The 14,045-nt window shown below is 69.9% G+C and carries 10 protein-coding genes and 2 rRNA genes (1 of these 12 running past the window's edge); 6 read left to right on the top strand and 6 right to left on the bottom strand.

Annotated features, from left to right (window positions below):
- Both C8E87_RS09160 and rrf read left to right on the top strand, forming a co-directional pair.
- Positions 1-1,033, top strand: a 23S ribosomal RNA gene (locus C8E87_RS09160) (it extends 2,091 nt beyond the left edge of the window).
- 118 nt (positions 1,034-1,151) lie between these two features.
- Positions 1,152-1,268 (top strand): 5S ribosomal RNA (gene rrf, locus C8E87_RS09155).
- 139 nt (positions 1,269-1,407) lie between these two features.
- On the opposite strand, the gene C8E87_RS09150 is transcribed toward rrf, so the two are convergent.
- Positions 1,408-2,064 carry a hypothetical protein gene (locus C8E87_RS09150; RefSeq protein WP_133872685.1) on the bottom strand — a complete coding sequence of 219 codons (657 nt, stop codon included), beginning with the start codon at positions 2,062-2,064 and terminating at the stop codon, positions 1,408-1,410.
- A 68-nt stretch (positions 2,065-2,132) separates the two neighbouring features.
- Between C8E87_RS09150 and C8E87_RS09145 the strand changes: the two genes are divergently transcribed.
- From C8E87_RS09145 to C8E87_RS09135, 3 genes are read left to right on the top strand one after another with little or no spacing between them, the layout of a single operon-like run.
- Entirely contained in the window at positions 2,133-4,766 is a 2,634-nt protein-coding gene (locus tag C8E87_RS09145) for a valine--tRNA ligase (protein WP_133872684.1), read from the top strand.
- The gene (locus C8E87_RS09140) at positions 4,763-6,088 is read left to right on the top strand and encodes a bifunctional folylpolyglutamate synthase/dihydrofolate synthase (protein WP_133872683.1); all 1,326 of its coding nucleotides are present in this window, start codon (positions 4,763-4,765) and stop codon (positions 6,086-6,088) included. The genes C8E87_RS09145 and C8E87_RS09140 overlap by 4 nt, the downstream gene beginning before the upstream one ends.
- Positions 6,085-6,441, top strand: coding sequence for a DUF4233 domain-containing protein (locus C8E87_RS09135; protein ID WP_133872682.1), 357 nt, complete (start codon positions 6,085-6,087; stop codon positions 6,439-6,441). Before C8E87_RS09140 ends, C8E87_RS09135 begins: the two co-directional genes overlap by 4 nt.
- 37 nt (positions 6,442-6,478) lie before the next feature.
- Here the strand turns inward: C8E87_RS09135 and C8E87_RS45415 are convergent, their stop codons facing one another.
- The gene (locus C8E87_RS45415) at positions 6,479-9,757 is read right to left on the bottom strand and encodes a VOC family protein (RefSeq protein WP_239080721.1); all 3,279 of its coding nucleotides are present in this window, start codon (positions 9,755-9,757) and stop codon (positions 6,479-6,481) included.
- 127 nt (positions 9,758-9,884) lie between these two features.
- On the opposite strand from C8E87_RS45415, the gene ndk reads away from it, so the two are divergent.
- The gene (gene ndk / locus C8E87_RS09115) at positions 9,885-10,313 is read left to right on the top strand and encodes a nucleoside-diphosphate kinase (RefSeq protein ID WP_133872679.1); all 429 of its coding nucleotides are present in this window, start codon (positions 9,885-9,887) and stop codon (positions 10,311-10,313) included.
- Positions 10,314-10,350: 37 nt separating this feature from the next.
- Here ndk and C8E87_RS09110 read toward each other — a convergent pair whose 3' ends face one another.
- From C8E87_RS09110 to C8E87_RS09095, 4 genes are all read right to left on the bottom strand, one after another.
- Entirely contained in the window at positions 10,351-11,136 is a 786-nt protein-coding gene (locus C8E87_RS09110) for an ABC transporter permease (RefSeq protein WP_203721021.1), read from the bottom strand.
- Positions 11,137-11,212: 76 nt separating this feature from the next.
- Positions 11,213-11,983: an ABC transporter permease gene (locus C8E87_RS09105; RefSeq protein ID WP_133872677.1), complete on the bottom strand. Its 771-nt coding sequence runs from the start codon at positions 11,981-11,983 to the stop codon at positions 11,213-11,215.
- The gene (locus C8E87_RS09100) at positions 11,980-12,957 is read right to left on the bottom strand and encodes an ABC transporter ATP-binding protein (RefSeq protein WP_133872676.1); all 978 of its coding nucleotides are present in this window, start codon (positions 12,955-12,957) and stop codon (positions 11,980-11,982) included. The genes C8E87_RS09105 and C8E87_RS09100 overlap by 4 nt, the downstream gene beginning before the upstream one ends.
- A gap of 29 nt (positions 12,958-12,986) precedes the next feature.
- Entirely contained in the window at positions 12,987-13,988 is a 1,002-nt protein-coding gene (locus C8E87_RS09095; protein WP_133872675.1) for a helix-turn-helix domain-containing protein, read from the bottom strand.
- Between the last annotated feature and the right edge of the window lie 57 nt (positions 13,989-14,045).

Raw genomic sequence — 14,045 nt, 5'->3', positions numbered from 1 at the left:
TCGGGGGCGAGGCGGAGAACTTAAGCGCCAGTAAACGGCGGTGGTAACTATAACCATCCTAAGGTAGCGAAATTCCTTGTCGGGTAAGTTCCGACCTGCACGAATGGCGTAACGACTTCCCCACTGTCTCAACCACAGGCCCGGCGAAATTGCAGTACGAGTAAAGATGCTCGTTACGCGCGGCAGGACGGAAAGACCCCGGGACCTTTACTATAGCTTGACATTGGTATCCGAATTTAATTGTGTAGGATAGGTGGGAGCCGGTGAAGCTCGGACGCCAGTTCGGGTGGAGGCAATCTTGAAATACCACTCTGTTGGGTTTGGGTATCTAACTTGCGGCCCTGATCGGGTCGAGGGACAGTGTCTGGTGGGTAGTTTAACTGGGGCGGTTGCCTCCTAAAGGGTAACGGAGGCGCCCAAAGGTTCCCTCAGCCTGGTTGGCAATCAGGTGTTGAGTGTAAGTGCACAAGGGAGCTTGACTGTGAGACTGACGGGTCGAGCAGGGACGAAAGTCGGGACTAGTGATCCGGCACTTGCGTGTGGAAGCGGTGTCGCTCAACGGATAAAAGGTACCCCGGGGATAACAGGCTGATCTTCCCCAAGAGTCCATATCGACGGGATGGTTTGGCACCTCGATGTCGGCTCGTCGCATCCTGGGGCTGTAGCAGGTCCCAAGGGTTGGGCTGTTCGCCCATTAAAGCGGTACGCGAGCTGGGTTTAGAACGTCGTGAGACAGTTCGGTCCCTATCCGCCGTGCGCGTTGGATACTTGAGAAGGGCTGTCCCTAGTACGAGAGGACCGGGACGGACGAACCTCTGGTGTGCCAGTTGTCCCGCCAGGGGCACGGCTGGTTGGCTACGTTCGGAAGGGATAACCGCTGAAAGCATCTAAGCGGGAAGCTCGCTTCGAGATGAGGTATCCCACCACCTTGAGTGGGTAAGGCTCCCAAGAGACTATTGGGTTGATAGGCCGGAGATGTAAGCCAGGTAACTGGTTCAGTTGACCGGTACTAATAGGCCGAGGGCTTAACCACCCTAAACATATGAGCGCGTCCACTGTGTGATTCACAGCAAACGAACAACCAGAAGCACCAGCCCCCAATTGCGTCGGGGTGTGGGTTGCTGACACTGGTTTGTTCTGCTGATAGCTGTTTCGGTGGTCATAGCGGAGGGGAAACGCCCGGTCTCATTCCGAACCCGGAAGCTAAGCCCTCCAGCGCCGATGGTACTGCACTCGGGAGGGTGTGGGAGAGTAGGACGCCGCCGGACTCAACGTGAAACAGTAGGCCCACCCCGAACGGGGTGGGCCTACTGCCGTTTTGGGGCCGAAACGTTTTGGGGCCGAAACGAGAAGACCGCGCCCCAGGCAATGGGGCGCGGCCGGCAAGAGGTGGCGTTGCGGAGGAGGTCAGCGGGTTTCGGTGGCGTTGCGGATCTCGCGCATGAGGGGCGCCGCCTCGGCTTCGGTGCGGTTGTTGAACATGGCCAAGGCGAGACTGCCGTGGTCTGCCCATCCGCACACCGTCAGGTCGCCGTCGGGTGTTTTGGTGATTCCGCACTTCATGACGCCGTCGAGCGGACCCGGGTCGACGGCGTGAAGATTGGTGACCGAGCCTTCCTTGTCGGAGATCAGCGACATGGCGGAATCGAGATCGCGTGACGGCGTCCAGATCAGTCCGGTGCCGCCCAGAAAAAGGACGTCCCGCTCGCCCGTCTCCTGATAGACGGCGCCGACGGTGTGGTCCAGTTCGACCTCGGCGGCGAGGGCCGTCTGCAGATAGTCGGCCGTGGTGACGCCGTTTTCCGAGCCGTCGATGCGGAGGTTCCCGATCTGCGGTGGAGCCGTCAGCTTCGCGTCCTTTTGCGCGATGATGCGCCAACTGGTGAAGCCGAGCGTCACCACGCCGGCCGTCGCGATCGCCAGCAAGCCGACGATCAGGGCACGGCGTACGGGGAAACCGGTCTTTTTGTCGGCCTGGGCCTGGGCCTCTTCTCCCGCGGCGGGGGAGTCGGGGTCGGGTGGCAGCGTGCCGATGTCGATCTGATTGGGGCCGGGCTCGGGCATTGCAGGAGCGTAGCAAGCACGGGCGATGCGAATTCGGGGTTCCGGCGGGACATCCGTAGACTTGTCGGGTGACCGAGACGACCCAGAACCGCACCCCCGACAGCCGGCCCACCGGGGGCCTCTCCGCCCAGTATCAGCCGGGCGAGGTAGAGCAGCGGCGGTACGAGACGTGGGTAACCGAGGGCTACTTCACCGCCGACCCGGCGAGCGACAAGCCCGCGTTCTCGATCGTCATCCCGCCGCCCAACGTGACCGGCTCGCTGCACGTCGGGCACGCCCTCGACCACACCATCCAGGACATCCTGTCGCGGCTCAAGCGGATGCAGGGCTTCGAGGTGCTCTGGCTGCCGGGCATGGACCACGCGGGCATCGCGACGCAGAATGTCGTGGAGCGTCAGCTCGCCGGGCAGCAGCTCTCCAGGCACGACCTGGGCCGGGAGGACTTCGTCAAGCAGGTCTGGGAGTGGAAGGCCCAGTCCGGTGGCGCCATCCTCGGGCAGATGCGCCGGCTGGGCGACTCCGTGGACTGGTCCCGTGAGCGGTTCACGATGGACGAGGGGCTGTCCCGCGCCGTCCAGACGATCTTCAAGCGGCTCTACGACGACGAGCTGATCTACCGGGCCAACCGGATCATCAACTGGTGTCCGCGCTGCCTCACCGCGCTCAGCGACATCGAGGTCGAGCACACCGACGACGAGGGTGAGCTGGTCTCGATCCGTTACGGCGAGGGCGACCACTCGATCGTCGTGGCGACCACGCGGGCCGAGACGATGCTGGGCGACACCGCCGTGGCCGTCCACCCCGACGACGAGCGCTACCAGCACATGATCGGCACCGAGGTCGAGCTGCCGCTCACCGGCCGGCGGATCCCGATCGTGGCCGACGAGCACGTCGACCCGTCGTTCGGCACGGGCGCGGTGAAGGTGACCCCGGCCCACGACCCGAACGACTTCGAGATCGGCCAGCGGCACAACCTGCCCAGCATCACGATGATGGACGAGCGCGCGGTCGTCACCGTGCACGGTCCGTTCGAGGGCCTCGACCGTTACGAAGCGCGGCCCGCCATCGTCGCCGCGCTGCGCGAACAGGGCCGGATCGTCGCCGAGAAGCGCCCGTACGTGCACTCGGTGGGACACTGCTCGCGCTGCAAGACGACTGTCGAACCGCGGCTCTCGCTGCAGTGGTTCGTCAACACGGGGCCGCTGGCCAAAAAGGCCGGAGACGCCGTACGGGACGGCCGGGTCACCATCGAGCCCGCCGAGCTCTCGAAGCGGTACTTCGCCTGGGTCGACAACATGCACGACTGGTGCATCTCGCGGCAGCTGTGGTGGGGTCACCGCATCCCTGTCTGGTACGGGCCGGACGGCGAGGTCGTCTGCGTCGGCCCGGACGAGCAGCCGCCCACCGGCGACGGCTGGAAGCAGGACGAGGACGTTCTCGACACCTGGTTCTCGTCGGCGCTGTGGCCGTTCTCGACCATGGGCTGGCCCGAGCAGACCGCCGAGCTGGCCAAGTTCTATCCGACCAGCGTCCTCGTCACCGGCTACGACATCCTGTTCTTCTGGGTCGCCCGGATGATGATGTTCGGGCTGTACGCGATGGACGACGTGCAGCCGTTCAACGTGGTCAACCTGCACGGCATGGTCCGCGACGGCCACGGCAAGAAGATGTCGAAGTCGTTCGGCAACGTGGTCGACCCGCTGGACTGGATCGAGCGGTACGGCGCCGACGCCACCCGGTTCACGTTGGCCCGCGGCGCCAACCCGGGCTCCGACGTGCCGATCAGCGAGGAGTGGTGCCAGGGCTCGCGCAACTTCTGCAACAAGCTCTGGAACGCCACCCGGTTCGCGCTGATGAACGGCGCGACAGTCGAGGGCCCGTTGCCGCCGGCCGACGAGCTGTCGGCGATCGACAAGTGGATCCTCTCGCGGCTGCAGCACGTGATCGGTGAGGTCGACGAGCAGTTCAAGGCGTACGAGTATGCGAAGGTCTGCGACACGCTGTACCACTTCGCGTGGGACGACGTCTGCGACTGGTACCTCGAGCTCAGCAAGCCGGTGCTCGCGTCCGCGCAGAGCCAGAACACCCGCCGCGTGCTCGGGCACGTGCTCGACCAGCTGCTGCGCCTGCTGCACCCGGTGATCCCGTTCGTCACGGAGGAGCTGTGGATCGCGCTCACCGGTGGCGAGACGATCATGAAGGCGCAGTGGCCGGCGGCGGACAAGGCGCTGATCGACGACGCCGCCGAGGAAGAGCTGGCCGCCCTGCAAAAGGTCGTGACCGAGGTCCGGCGGTTCCGTTCCGACCAGGGGCTCAAGCCGAGCCAGCGGGTGTCGGCGGCGCTCACCGGCCTGGGTAACGTCGGCATCGACACGCACGAGCCGCTGATCCGCTCGCTGGCCCGGCTCGACCCGCCGGCGGCCGGTTTCACGGCCACGGCGACGCTGGCGGTGTCCGGCGCGATCACGGTCGACCTCGACACCCGCGGCACGATCGACGTGGCGGCCGAGCGGGCCCGGCTCGAGAAGGACCGTGCCGCCGCCGAGAAGGAAGCGGCGCAGTGCCGGGCCAAGCTGGGCAACGAGTCGTTCGTCGGCAAGGCGCCCGAGCAGGTCGTCGCGAAGATCAAGGACAGGCTGGCCACGGCCGAGGCGGATCTCACGCGAATTGCGGCGGCCCTCGAAGCGTTGCCCTCATCATGAGCACATACGCAGAGGTGGAGGCCGCGCTCAACGGGCGCGGCTTCACCCGCATGGCGTTCGACATGCAGAAGATCCGGGACCTGATGGACGTGCTGGGCAGCCCGCAGCGTGCCTACCCGGCGATCCACCTGACCGGCACGAACGGCAAGACCAGCACGGCCCGCATGATCGACGCGGTGCTGCGGGCGCACGGCCTGCACACCGGCCGCTACACCAGCCCGCACCTCGAGACCGTCCGCGAGCGGATCAGCCTCGACGGGGAGCCGATCTCCGAGGAACGGCTGGCCACCACGTACGACGAAGTCGCCCCACTGGCGGAGCTGATCGACGCGCGCAACAGTGAATCGCTGACCTACTTCGACATGACGACCGCGCTGGCGTATGCGGCCTTCGCCGACGCTCCGGTGGACATCGCCGTCGTCGAGGTCGGGCTGGGCGGCGAGGAGGACGCCACCAACGTCATCGACGCGGGCGTGTGCGTGATGACCCCGATCGGGCTCGACCACACCGAGTGGCTCGGCGACACGATCGAGGACATCGCCTGGGCCAAGGCCGGGATCATCCACAAGGGCGCCACCGTGATCACCTCGCTGCAGACCGAGGAGGCCATGCGGCCCATCCTGGAGCGCTGCGCCGAGATGAGCGCGACCCTGGCCCGCGAGGGCAGCGAGTTCGGCGTGATCGAGCGGACCCAGGCCGTCGGCGGGCAGCTGCTCACCCTGCAGGGGCTGGGCGGCGTCTACGACGAGATCTTCCTGCCGCTGTTCGGGGCGCACCAGGCCCAGAACGCCGCGCTCGCGCTCGCGGCCGTGGAGGCGTTTCTCGGGGCGGGGCCGAGCAAGCAACTCGAACTGGACCTCGTACGGGAAGGGTTTGCACAGGTCGACTCGCCCGGGCGGCTCGAAAGGGTGCGGAGCGCGCCGACGATCCTGCTGGACGGCGCGCACAACCCGCACGGCATGGCGGCGACGGTCAGCGCGCTGGAGGAGGAGTTCTCGTTCCGGCACCTGGTCGCGGTGGTGGCCGTGCTCGGCGACAAGGACGTGTCGGGCCTGCTGGACCTGCTCGAACCGGTGGCCGCGCGGATCGTGGTGACGCAGAACAGCTCGCCGCGGTCGATGCCGGTCGACGAGCTGGCGCAGCTGGCGACCGACATCTTCGGCGAGGACCGGGTGACGGTTGCGCAGAACATGCCGGACGCGATCGAGGAAGCCGTGGTGATCGCCGAGGAGGACACGTCCGGCGAGCTCAGCGGCGTCGGGGTGATCATCACGGGTTCGGTGGTCACGGTGGCCGACGCCCGGAAGCTGCTGAAGCGATGACCTCCGCCGAGCCCCCGCGTTCGGGGCTGAAGAACCCCCAGGCCGCCGTACGGGGGTTGGGCGCGGGGACGCTCGTGCTGGAGGCCATCGTGCTGCTGCTCGGAATCCAGCCGATCCGGATCATGGGCGGCGACCTGACCGGGTGGGGTGTCGCGTCGGTGATCGTGCTGGCCGTGCTGGCGGCGCTGCTCGCGGGCCTCATGCGCCGGCCGTGGGCGTGGCACGCCGGCACCGGGCTGCAGGTGCTGTTGCTGGCTAGCGGGCTGTTCCACTGGTCGCTGGCGGTGCTGGGCCTGATCTTCGGCGCGGCCTGGGTCTACGCCCTGTACGTGCGGAGGACGATCCTCGGATAGGGCCGGCCCACTCGCGGCGGGCCGGCCGTGCACCGGGTCAGTGGATGGCCCGCCACTGCGTGATCGCGATGTTGTGGCCGTCGGGGTCGTGGAACGCGGCCGACCACAGCTCGAGCCGGTCGCCGCGGTTGACCGGCTGGGGCGGGTGGACGAACTCGACGCCCTTGGCCATCAGCTCCTGATAGACGGCCTCGACGTCGCCGACCTCGAGATTCAGGAAGATCAGGTGGCCCGCCCCGGTGGACAGGTCGTGGACCGTCCGAAGCACCAGGCGGGTGTCCCCGGAGGCCAGCACGGCGCTGCCGTCGCCGCCGTCGATCTCGAAGAAGCCGAGGATGTCACGGTAGAACGCCGTGGACCGGGCGAGATCGGTGACCAGCACGGTGATGCCGACGCCGTAGATCGCCCCCGCCGGGCCGGGACGGGCGCTCGGGTACGCCGTGATCACGTCCGCGGTGCTGTCGTCGGGTTCGCGCGTGCCGGCCAGGTCGGCCCAGGGGCCACGGTTGCGTTCCCTGTCCTGGGCTGCTGCGGCGGCGGCCGCCGCGGCGAGGGCGGCAGCGGCGGGGGACGGTTTCGGCTGGGTTCCGCCCGAGTGCTGAGGCTCTTCCCCGTCATCCGGGGTGGGGGGCGTTCCGGTGTCGCCAGGGGTCGTGGGCTTTCCGCGGGCGGCCGCGAAACCTGCTCCCGCGGCTGCGCTGGCGGCGGCTCCGGCGGCGGAGGCCGCCGCGGCGCCCGAGGGCGCTGACATCGCGGCGCCGTGCGTGGGCAGCCGGGTCGTGTCCTCCTCGTCCAGCAGGGAGGACTCGAAGAACGGCGCTGCCTCGGCGGTCGGGGCGGCGGCGTGGGGCCGAGGGGCGTCCGCCGTGGTGTCGGCGGGCACGCCCGTCGACGCGGCGCCGGTCTCTTCGGTGGACGTCGTGGTGCGAGGTTCGCGTGCTTGGGGGTCAGCCCGCCCTGGGCCGGCGGACGCGTCGGCGTGCGGCGGGACGGGGGACGTCTCCTCGTCGTCGGGGGTCGGCGATGGGGGGTCGTCGTGGTCCGTCTTGCCGGTCTTCCGGACCGCGGCTGCGGCGGCTGCGGCGGCCGCGGCAACCGCGCCGACGGCTGTGGCGAAACGGCCGGTGTGCTTCTCCGGCTCCGGCTCCGTTTCCTGCGCCGGCTCCGGTTGCTGTGACCGTCCTGGTTCTTGTGCCAGTTCCGGTTCTTGTGGCGGCTCTGATCTTTGTGCCGGTTCCGGTTCTTGTGCCGGTCCTGATGCTTGCGACGGCTCCGGTTCTTGTGCCGGCTTCGGTGGGGCTGTCGCGTGGGTCCGGGCGGGGTCGGTCAGGGGCTGCGTTGGCTCGTCGTCGGGTGCAGGGCGACCCGACCCGTACTCCGTGGAGCCGGACGCAGCCGGTTCGGGGCGCGCGCTTCCGTATTCCGTGGGCTCGGGGCGGACCCGGCCGTACTCAGTCTGGTCGGCGTGCGGGCGCGGACGGGGACGGGGCGCCGGGGTGCCGACCGGCTCGCTCATGGACGGCTGCGGGACGGCGGCGTCGTGGGCGGCATTGGTGATGAAACGGGTCGAGGGGCGGATATGGGCCGTGTCGTCGTCCACGGGCGGCGCGATCAGGCCCTCGTCCATGGCCCGGGCCGCCGCCGGAGTGGATTCCGGAGCCGGGTCGGGGTCGCCCTCCAGAGGCAGGTCGATCTCGTCGTCCTGGGGCGGGAGCGGGGACGACGGGGCCGGTGCCGCCGCGCGGGCTGACGACGGTGGTGGCGCGGTGGGCGGTGGCGTGCTCGGTTCCGGCGCGGTGGGGAACGAGCCGACCTGTGACGGGCTCGGCGGAGTGGAGGTCGCGGTGGGCTCGGGCCGCTGATAGGGCGACGGGGTGTCGCTGGGTGCGGCCGGACCCGATGGGGCCGCCGGACCCTCCGGACCCGATGGGGCCGCCGGACGTGCTGGCCCTGCCGGACCGAATGGGGCCGCCGGACCTGCTGGACCCGATGGGGCCGCGGCGGGTGCGGTGCCGGACGGTGCCGGGCTCGAGCCCCGGCCGTGCGGTGGCGCGGTGTCGTCGAGGGGGATGTCGGTGAGGAGAGCGTCGTCGGGGTGGGGCTCGCGAGGCGACGGCGGGGCCGAGGGGGCGCGGTGCTCGGCCGTCGCTGTCGTGGCGCCGCTGCGGGCGCGTGGGCTGGGCCGGCGGCCCGGCGGACGACCGGCCGCGGCGGCGCCGGCAGCTGCGCCAACGGCCGCCCCGGCAGCGGCGGCAGCCCCGACGTTCGTGGCCGACGCCGGCGACGGGCCGGCCGTGGAGTAACCCGGGCGTTCGGGCTCGGCGGCTGCGTATCCAGGGCGTTCGGGCTCGGCGGCTCCGTATCCCGGGCGTTCGGGCTCGGCGGTCGCGTATCCGGGGGATCTGGGATCGGCGGTTGCGTCACCCGAATTGTCCGGAACGGCGCTTCCCGAGCTGTCGGGCCCGGGCGGAGCGGACGGAGCGGGCCCGTCCGACGGCTCGGCGGAGGCGAAACCGGGTGAGGCGGCCGCGCGGCGGGGCAGCGGCGACGGCTCTTCGTCGTGGTCGACGAACTCGCCCTCGACTATGGGGCCCGCGGGGGTGTCCCGGACCACCACGGGGCTTTCCGAGTACTCCTCGGAATCCAGGCTGGAGTCGAGGCGTGAGCCGCCACCACCGGGGGCCGGCGGCTGTCCCGGCGGGGGCGGCGAGCTGCCGGGCGGTGGCGGGGGAGGCGGTTCGCCGTCGTCGCGGGACCAGGAGCGGTCGCGGCTGGTCCACGGGGGTGGTTCCAGGTCGCCCAGGAGGTCGGCGTCCAGGTCGGCGTCAGGTTCGTCGTCGAAGTCGGTGGGTGAGGGCGGCGGGTCGCCGCCACGTTCCCGCGGCGGGGCGTCGTCCCAGTTGATGCGTACGCGTCGCATGTCGTCGACGTCGACCGTGATCGGCAGCGTGTCGCCCGGCTCCGGCCACTTCACGACCGGGATGCGCGACTCGTTGATCTCGACCTCGCTCGTCGGCAGGCCGGGAGCGACGATCACCGCGTGGATGCGGGCGCGGCCGTAGACCGACGTCGAGGCAGGTGGCGGCGTGATCGACCGGACCTCGGCGGTGCCGGCGACCCAGGCCCGGGCGCCCCGGCGCACCACATTGACCACCCCGAGGGCCACCGCCAGGCCGAGCAGCGCGACCCCGAAGATGACCACCCCCAGGCTGGACATGCCGAATCCCAGCGCGACCACGAAGACCGCGATCGTGCCCGCGACCGCCGCGACCAGCTTCCGTGCCGGCGCGATCGGACGTCCGGTCTGGTTTGCCAATGTGGACCTCCCGCTCGTCCCCGTCAGGTTATTGCCCGGCTCAGTGTGAGCGAAAGTGCGGTAGTACCGGCGTTGGCGCTCGCCTCGTTCGAGGTACCGATAGGCTGAACGTAGCCCCTAAGCACCCATGGAGGACTCGTTGTCCAGCCCCACCGAGCGTTCGCTCGTGCTCCTCAAGCCTGACGCGGTCCGTCGCGGACTGCTCGGCGAGATCCTGGCCCGGTTCGAGCGCAAGGGTCTGGTGATCGAGGCGATGGAGCTGCGCACGATGGATGCGGAGCTCGCCGACCAGCACTACGCCGACCACGTGGAGAAGCCGTTCTATCCGCCGCTCAAGGAGTTCATGACCTCCGGACCGCTGGTCGCGCTGGTGCTCGCGGGCGACGAGGCGATCGAGGTGGTGCGCGCGATGATCGGCTCGACCGACGGCCGGAAGGCGGCCGCAGGCACTATCCGGGGCGACTTCGCGCTGTCGAACCGCGAGAACCTGGTGCACGCGTCCGACTCGCCCGAGAGCGCGAAGCGCGAGCTGGCCCTCTGGTTCCCGAAGCTCTAGAGCGCGTCGTCGCGAGGCTCGGGGGCGAACTCCCGATCTAGAGGGCGTCGAGTGAGGCCCGGCGCCGGGACTCGACCTCGAAGATCTTGAGCAGCGCCACGGCCGCGACCGCATAACCCGCCCCGACCAGCAGTTCCTGGCCGAGCGCGGGTGCGGCCGCGGCCATTCCGTCCCCGGCCGCCAGCCGCCGGGCTGCCTCCGCCGCGTGCGTGATCGGCAGGAAGTGCCCGACCGTCACCATCCAGCCCGGCAGGTTCGCCGCGGGCACGTTCACGCCGGTGAGCAGCAGCAACAGCGCCACCGAGACGTTCGAGACCACCCACACGTCGCGGAACCTGAGCCCGAGCGCGCCCAGGGTCAAGCCGAAGAACCCGCAAGCGAGCGACCCCGCGGCCATGGCCAGGAACAGTCCCGGCAGGGCGCCGAGGGGAATTCGGAGCCCGAGCAGCAGCGCCCCCACGGCGAGCGTCACCACGGCGATCAGAAGACCGTTTCCCGCGTACGGGATGACTCGTCCCCAGAAGATCGCGGTGCGGCTGCGTGGGGAGAGCAGCACGTGCCCGAGGGTGCCGAAGCGGCGCTCGTTGGCGACCGCCATCGTGCCGCCGAACACACAGGCCAGTGAGGCCGTGAGCACGGCGTTGCCGACGATGTAGAACCGGTCGTCGGCGACCTGGAGCTGGCGGCCGAGGTAGGCGAAGAACAGCAGCTGGAACAGCGGGCCGACCAGCAGGGTGCCGACGAACATGCCGGGCGTGGTCCAGTTGAACAGCGCCCGGTAGGCGATCGCGCCACCCACGGTCATCAATCGCAACGTCTTCATGTGGCGGGGCCTCTCGGAGTGGCTTGGTGAGTGAGCACTCACAAACATGGGTTGGGCGACGCGGACGCGGTGGCGGTCAGGCGAGGGCGAGTGTGGCGGCGGCGCGGGCGCGGCGTTCGACGTAGGTCAGGGCGAAGCCGCCGAGGGCCAGGCAGAGCAGGCTGATGCCGAGGCAGATGGTGAGTGAGGGCCAGACCGGGCCGCCGCTGGTGGCTTCGCGCAGGGCCCGCGCGCCCCAGGTGGTGGGGAGGACGGCGGCGAGCGGGCCGGTCCAGGACGGCAGCACGGTGATCGGCACGAGCATGCCGGAGACCAGCCAGACCGGGTATTCCAGCGTGTTGGCCAGCGCGTTCGCGTTGCGCATGAGCACGAACGTGGCCGCCAGCAGCAGGCCGAACATGCCGAGCGCGATCACGCAGACGACGGCCGCGACAACGAACGCCGCCGGGTGGGCGAAGTCGAGCCTGATCCCGTACAGGAAACGGCCCCAGAGCAGGGTGGCGAGCAGCGCATAGATGCCCGTCACGCCGGTTGCGATCGTGATGGGCAGGATGACGAGGACGGGCCGCCGGGGCGCCAGCATGATCATCTCCAGGGTGCCCTGCCAGCGCTGGTTCTGGATCGCTCCGCCCGAACCGAAGAGCACTGACGACCACACGCCCATCACACCGGCGCCGACCGCGGCCTCGAGGAGCCGGTGCTGTTCACCGCCGGCGCGGAACAGATGGACGGCCAAGGTGGCCTGCACGACCGGGACGACCAGGGCGATCGCGACCTCGAAAGGGGAGCGGCTGATCTGCTTGGCGTGCAGCAACGTGCCCACCACCAGCAACCTGAGCACGTTCATGCGGCGCTCACAATGGCCACGTACGCGTCCTCCAGCGTCGGTTCGCGGCTGTTCACGCGTCCCAGCCGGATGCCGGCCAGCTCCCGCAGCACATCGCCCTGAACGTCCACGTGCGCGTCGGAGTGGACGGTCAGCAGCTGCAGCGCGCCGCGGGCCTCAACTGCGGTTTCCCGTACGCCCGGCAGCCCGCGCAACGATTCCACAGCGCTCTGCGGCACCCCGTACGCCTCGACCTCGACCACCCGTCGGCCGTCCGCGCGGTGGCGCAGCTCGGCCGGCGTGCCCAGGGCCTGGATCTGCCCGTCGGCGATCACCGCGATCCGGTCGCACAGCTCGTCGGCCTCGGCCATGTAGTGGGTCGTGAGCAGCACCGTCGTGCCCGTCGAGGCCAGGTCGGCCACCGTACGCCGCAGCTCCCGGGCGGCCACCGGGTCGACCCCGATCGACGGCTCGTCGAGGAACAGCACGTCCGGCGCGTGCAGCAGCCCCCGCGCGATGTGCAGGCGCTGCCGCATCCCGCGTGAGTACCCCTCGACCCGTTCACCCTCGCGTCCGGCCAGCCCGACCAGGTCGAGCAGTTCGGCGATGCGCCGCTTCTGCTCGCGCGGCGCCACCCCGTACAGCTCGGCGAAGTACCGCAGGTTGTCCAGCGCGGACAGACGATCGTAGAGCCCACGGTCGCCGCCGAAGACGTAACCGATCCTCCGGCGTACCTCCCGGGTCTCGGTCTCGACGTCGTGGCCGCAGATGCGTGCCGTGCCCGAGGTCGGGATGAGCAGGGTGTTCAGCAGTTTGATGGTGGTCGTCTTGCCGGCGCCGTTCGGGCCGAGCAGTCCGAACAACTCGCCGCGGCCGACCGTGAAGGTCACCCCGCGGACCGCCTCGACCTCGGTGCGTTTCGGCTTGAGCCAGCCGGTGCGTGCCTTGTAGGTCCGGCGCAGGTCCTCCGCCTCGATGGCGTACTCGTTCCCCATGCGCAGAACGCTAGGGAACCGACCGGCGCCTAGGAAACGAATTCGGTGCGGGCCGAATCCTCGCCGAGCAGCCGTACCAGGGCTGTTCCCGCCGGTTCGAGACCGTAGAGCACGCGCCGCCCGGCCCGGCGCCGATGCACGACCCCGGCGGCGAGCAGGCCCGCGAGATGCTCCGAGACGGTGCTCGGGGCCAGGCCGAGCGTGGTGGCCAGACCGGTCGTCGTGGCCGGGACGGTCAGCGCGCGCAGCACGGCGGCCCGGCCCCGCCCGACCAGGATCGCCAGGCGGTCGTCCTCGGCCGGCGGCGGCGGGACGGGCGTCTCGGCCAGCACCGCGGCGCCGCGTGACTGATAGGTGACCATGACCATGTCGGGCTGGTCGCACGAGCACAACAGAGCGCCCCGGGAAAAGATCAGCGGCACCAGCAGCAGCCGCTGGTTGACCGCCTGGAACGACTGCTCGAGCGGCTTGATCAGGGTGAGCACCGGCCGCTCCCAGCGAACGCGATCGTGCAACCGGGAGAGCAACGCGTCGGGCCCGTCGGCGGCCAGCGCCCGCGCCCGCAACAGCACTTCCTCGTCGAGCGCGGCTCGCATGGCCGGCCAGTACGGCGCGATCGCCGCGTCCCAGTAGGCCCGGACCTCGTCGGCCAGCCGGTCGAGTGCCGCCTGCCGGTCGTCGAGGAACGGCCGCAGACCTGGGAGCACGTCGCCGTCGGGGTAATGCTTCGCGAGCTCGGCCTCGATCACCGTGGCCGGGGTGGCCCGTAGCTGGTCGAGCTGCTCGCCGATGGTCGGCGCGGCGGTGACGGGCGGCGGGCAGAGGAAATCCGGCGAGACCGACGGCAGATCGGAGTAGAGGCCGACGGAATCGATCAGGGGCCGCGCCCGCCGGGCCCACGCCGCGTAGGGCCACGGCACCGCCTCGGGGTTGCGGCGCAGCAGGCTGATGCTGCACAGCACCTCGGCCAGCGGACTGACAGCAATCCGGGTCCGCGACAGAGTCGGCTCGTCCATCTCGATCCGAATCACCCCCGCAGCCTATGGCGTCGGAGCGGGTTCACGGAGCCCGGACGTGGCGTTCAGAGC

It is taken from the genome of Paractinoplanes brasiliensis (assembly GCF_004362215.1).
Lineage (GTDB): Bacteria > Actinomycetota > Actinomycetes > Mycobacteriales > Micromonosporaceae > Actinoplanes > Actinoplanes brasiliensis.
This window is presented reverse-complemented; position numbering and strand designations above follow the sequence as displayed.

What these genes read in the sequence shown, in the direction of transcription:
- C8E87_RS09150 (WP_133872685.1), bottom strand. Translation starts at nt 2,064, where the DNA reads ATGCCCGAGCCCGGCCCCAATCAGATCGACATCGGCACGCTGCCACCC.
- C8E87_RS09140 (WP_133872683.1), top strand. Translation starts at nt 4,763, where the DNA reads ATGAGCACATACGCAGAGGTGGAGGCCGCGCTCAACGGGCGCGGCTTC.
- C8E87_RS09135 (WP_133872682.1), top strand. Translation starts at nt 6,085, where the DNA reads ATGACCTCCGCCGAGCCCCCGCGTTCGGGGCTGAAGAACCCCCAGGCC.
- ndk (WP_133872679.1), top strand. Translation starts at nt 9,885, where the DNA reads ATGGAGGACTCGTTGTCCAGCCCCACCGAGCGTTCGCTCGTGCTCCTC.
- C8E87_RS09110 (WP_203721021.1), bottom strand. Translation starts at nt 11,136, where the DNA reads ATGAAGACGTTGCGATTGATGACCGTGGGTGGCGCGATCGCCTACCGG.
- C8E87_RS09105 (WP_133872677.1), bottom strand. Translation starts at nt 11,983, where the DNA reads ATGAACGTGCTCAGGTTGCTGGTGGTGGGCACGTTGCTGCACGCCAAG.
- C8E87_RS09100 (WP_133872676.1), bottom strand. Translation starts at nt 12,957, where the DNA reads ATGGGGAACGAGTACGCCATCGAGGCGGAGGACCTGCGCCGGACCTAC.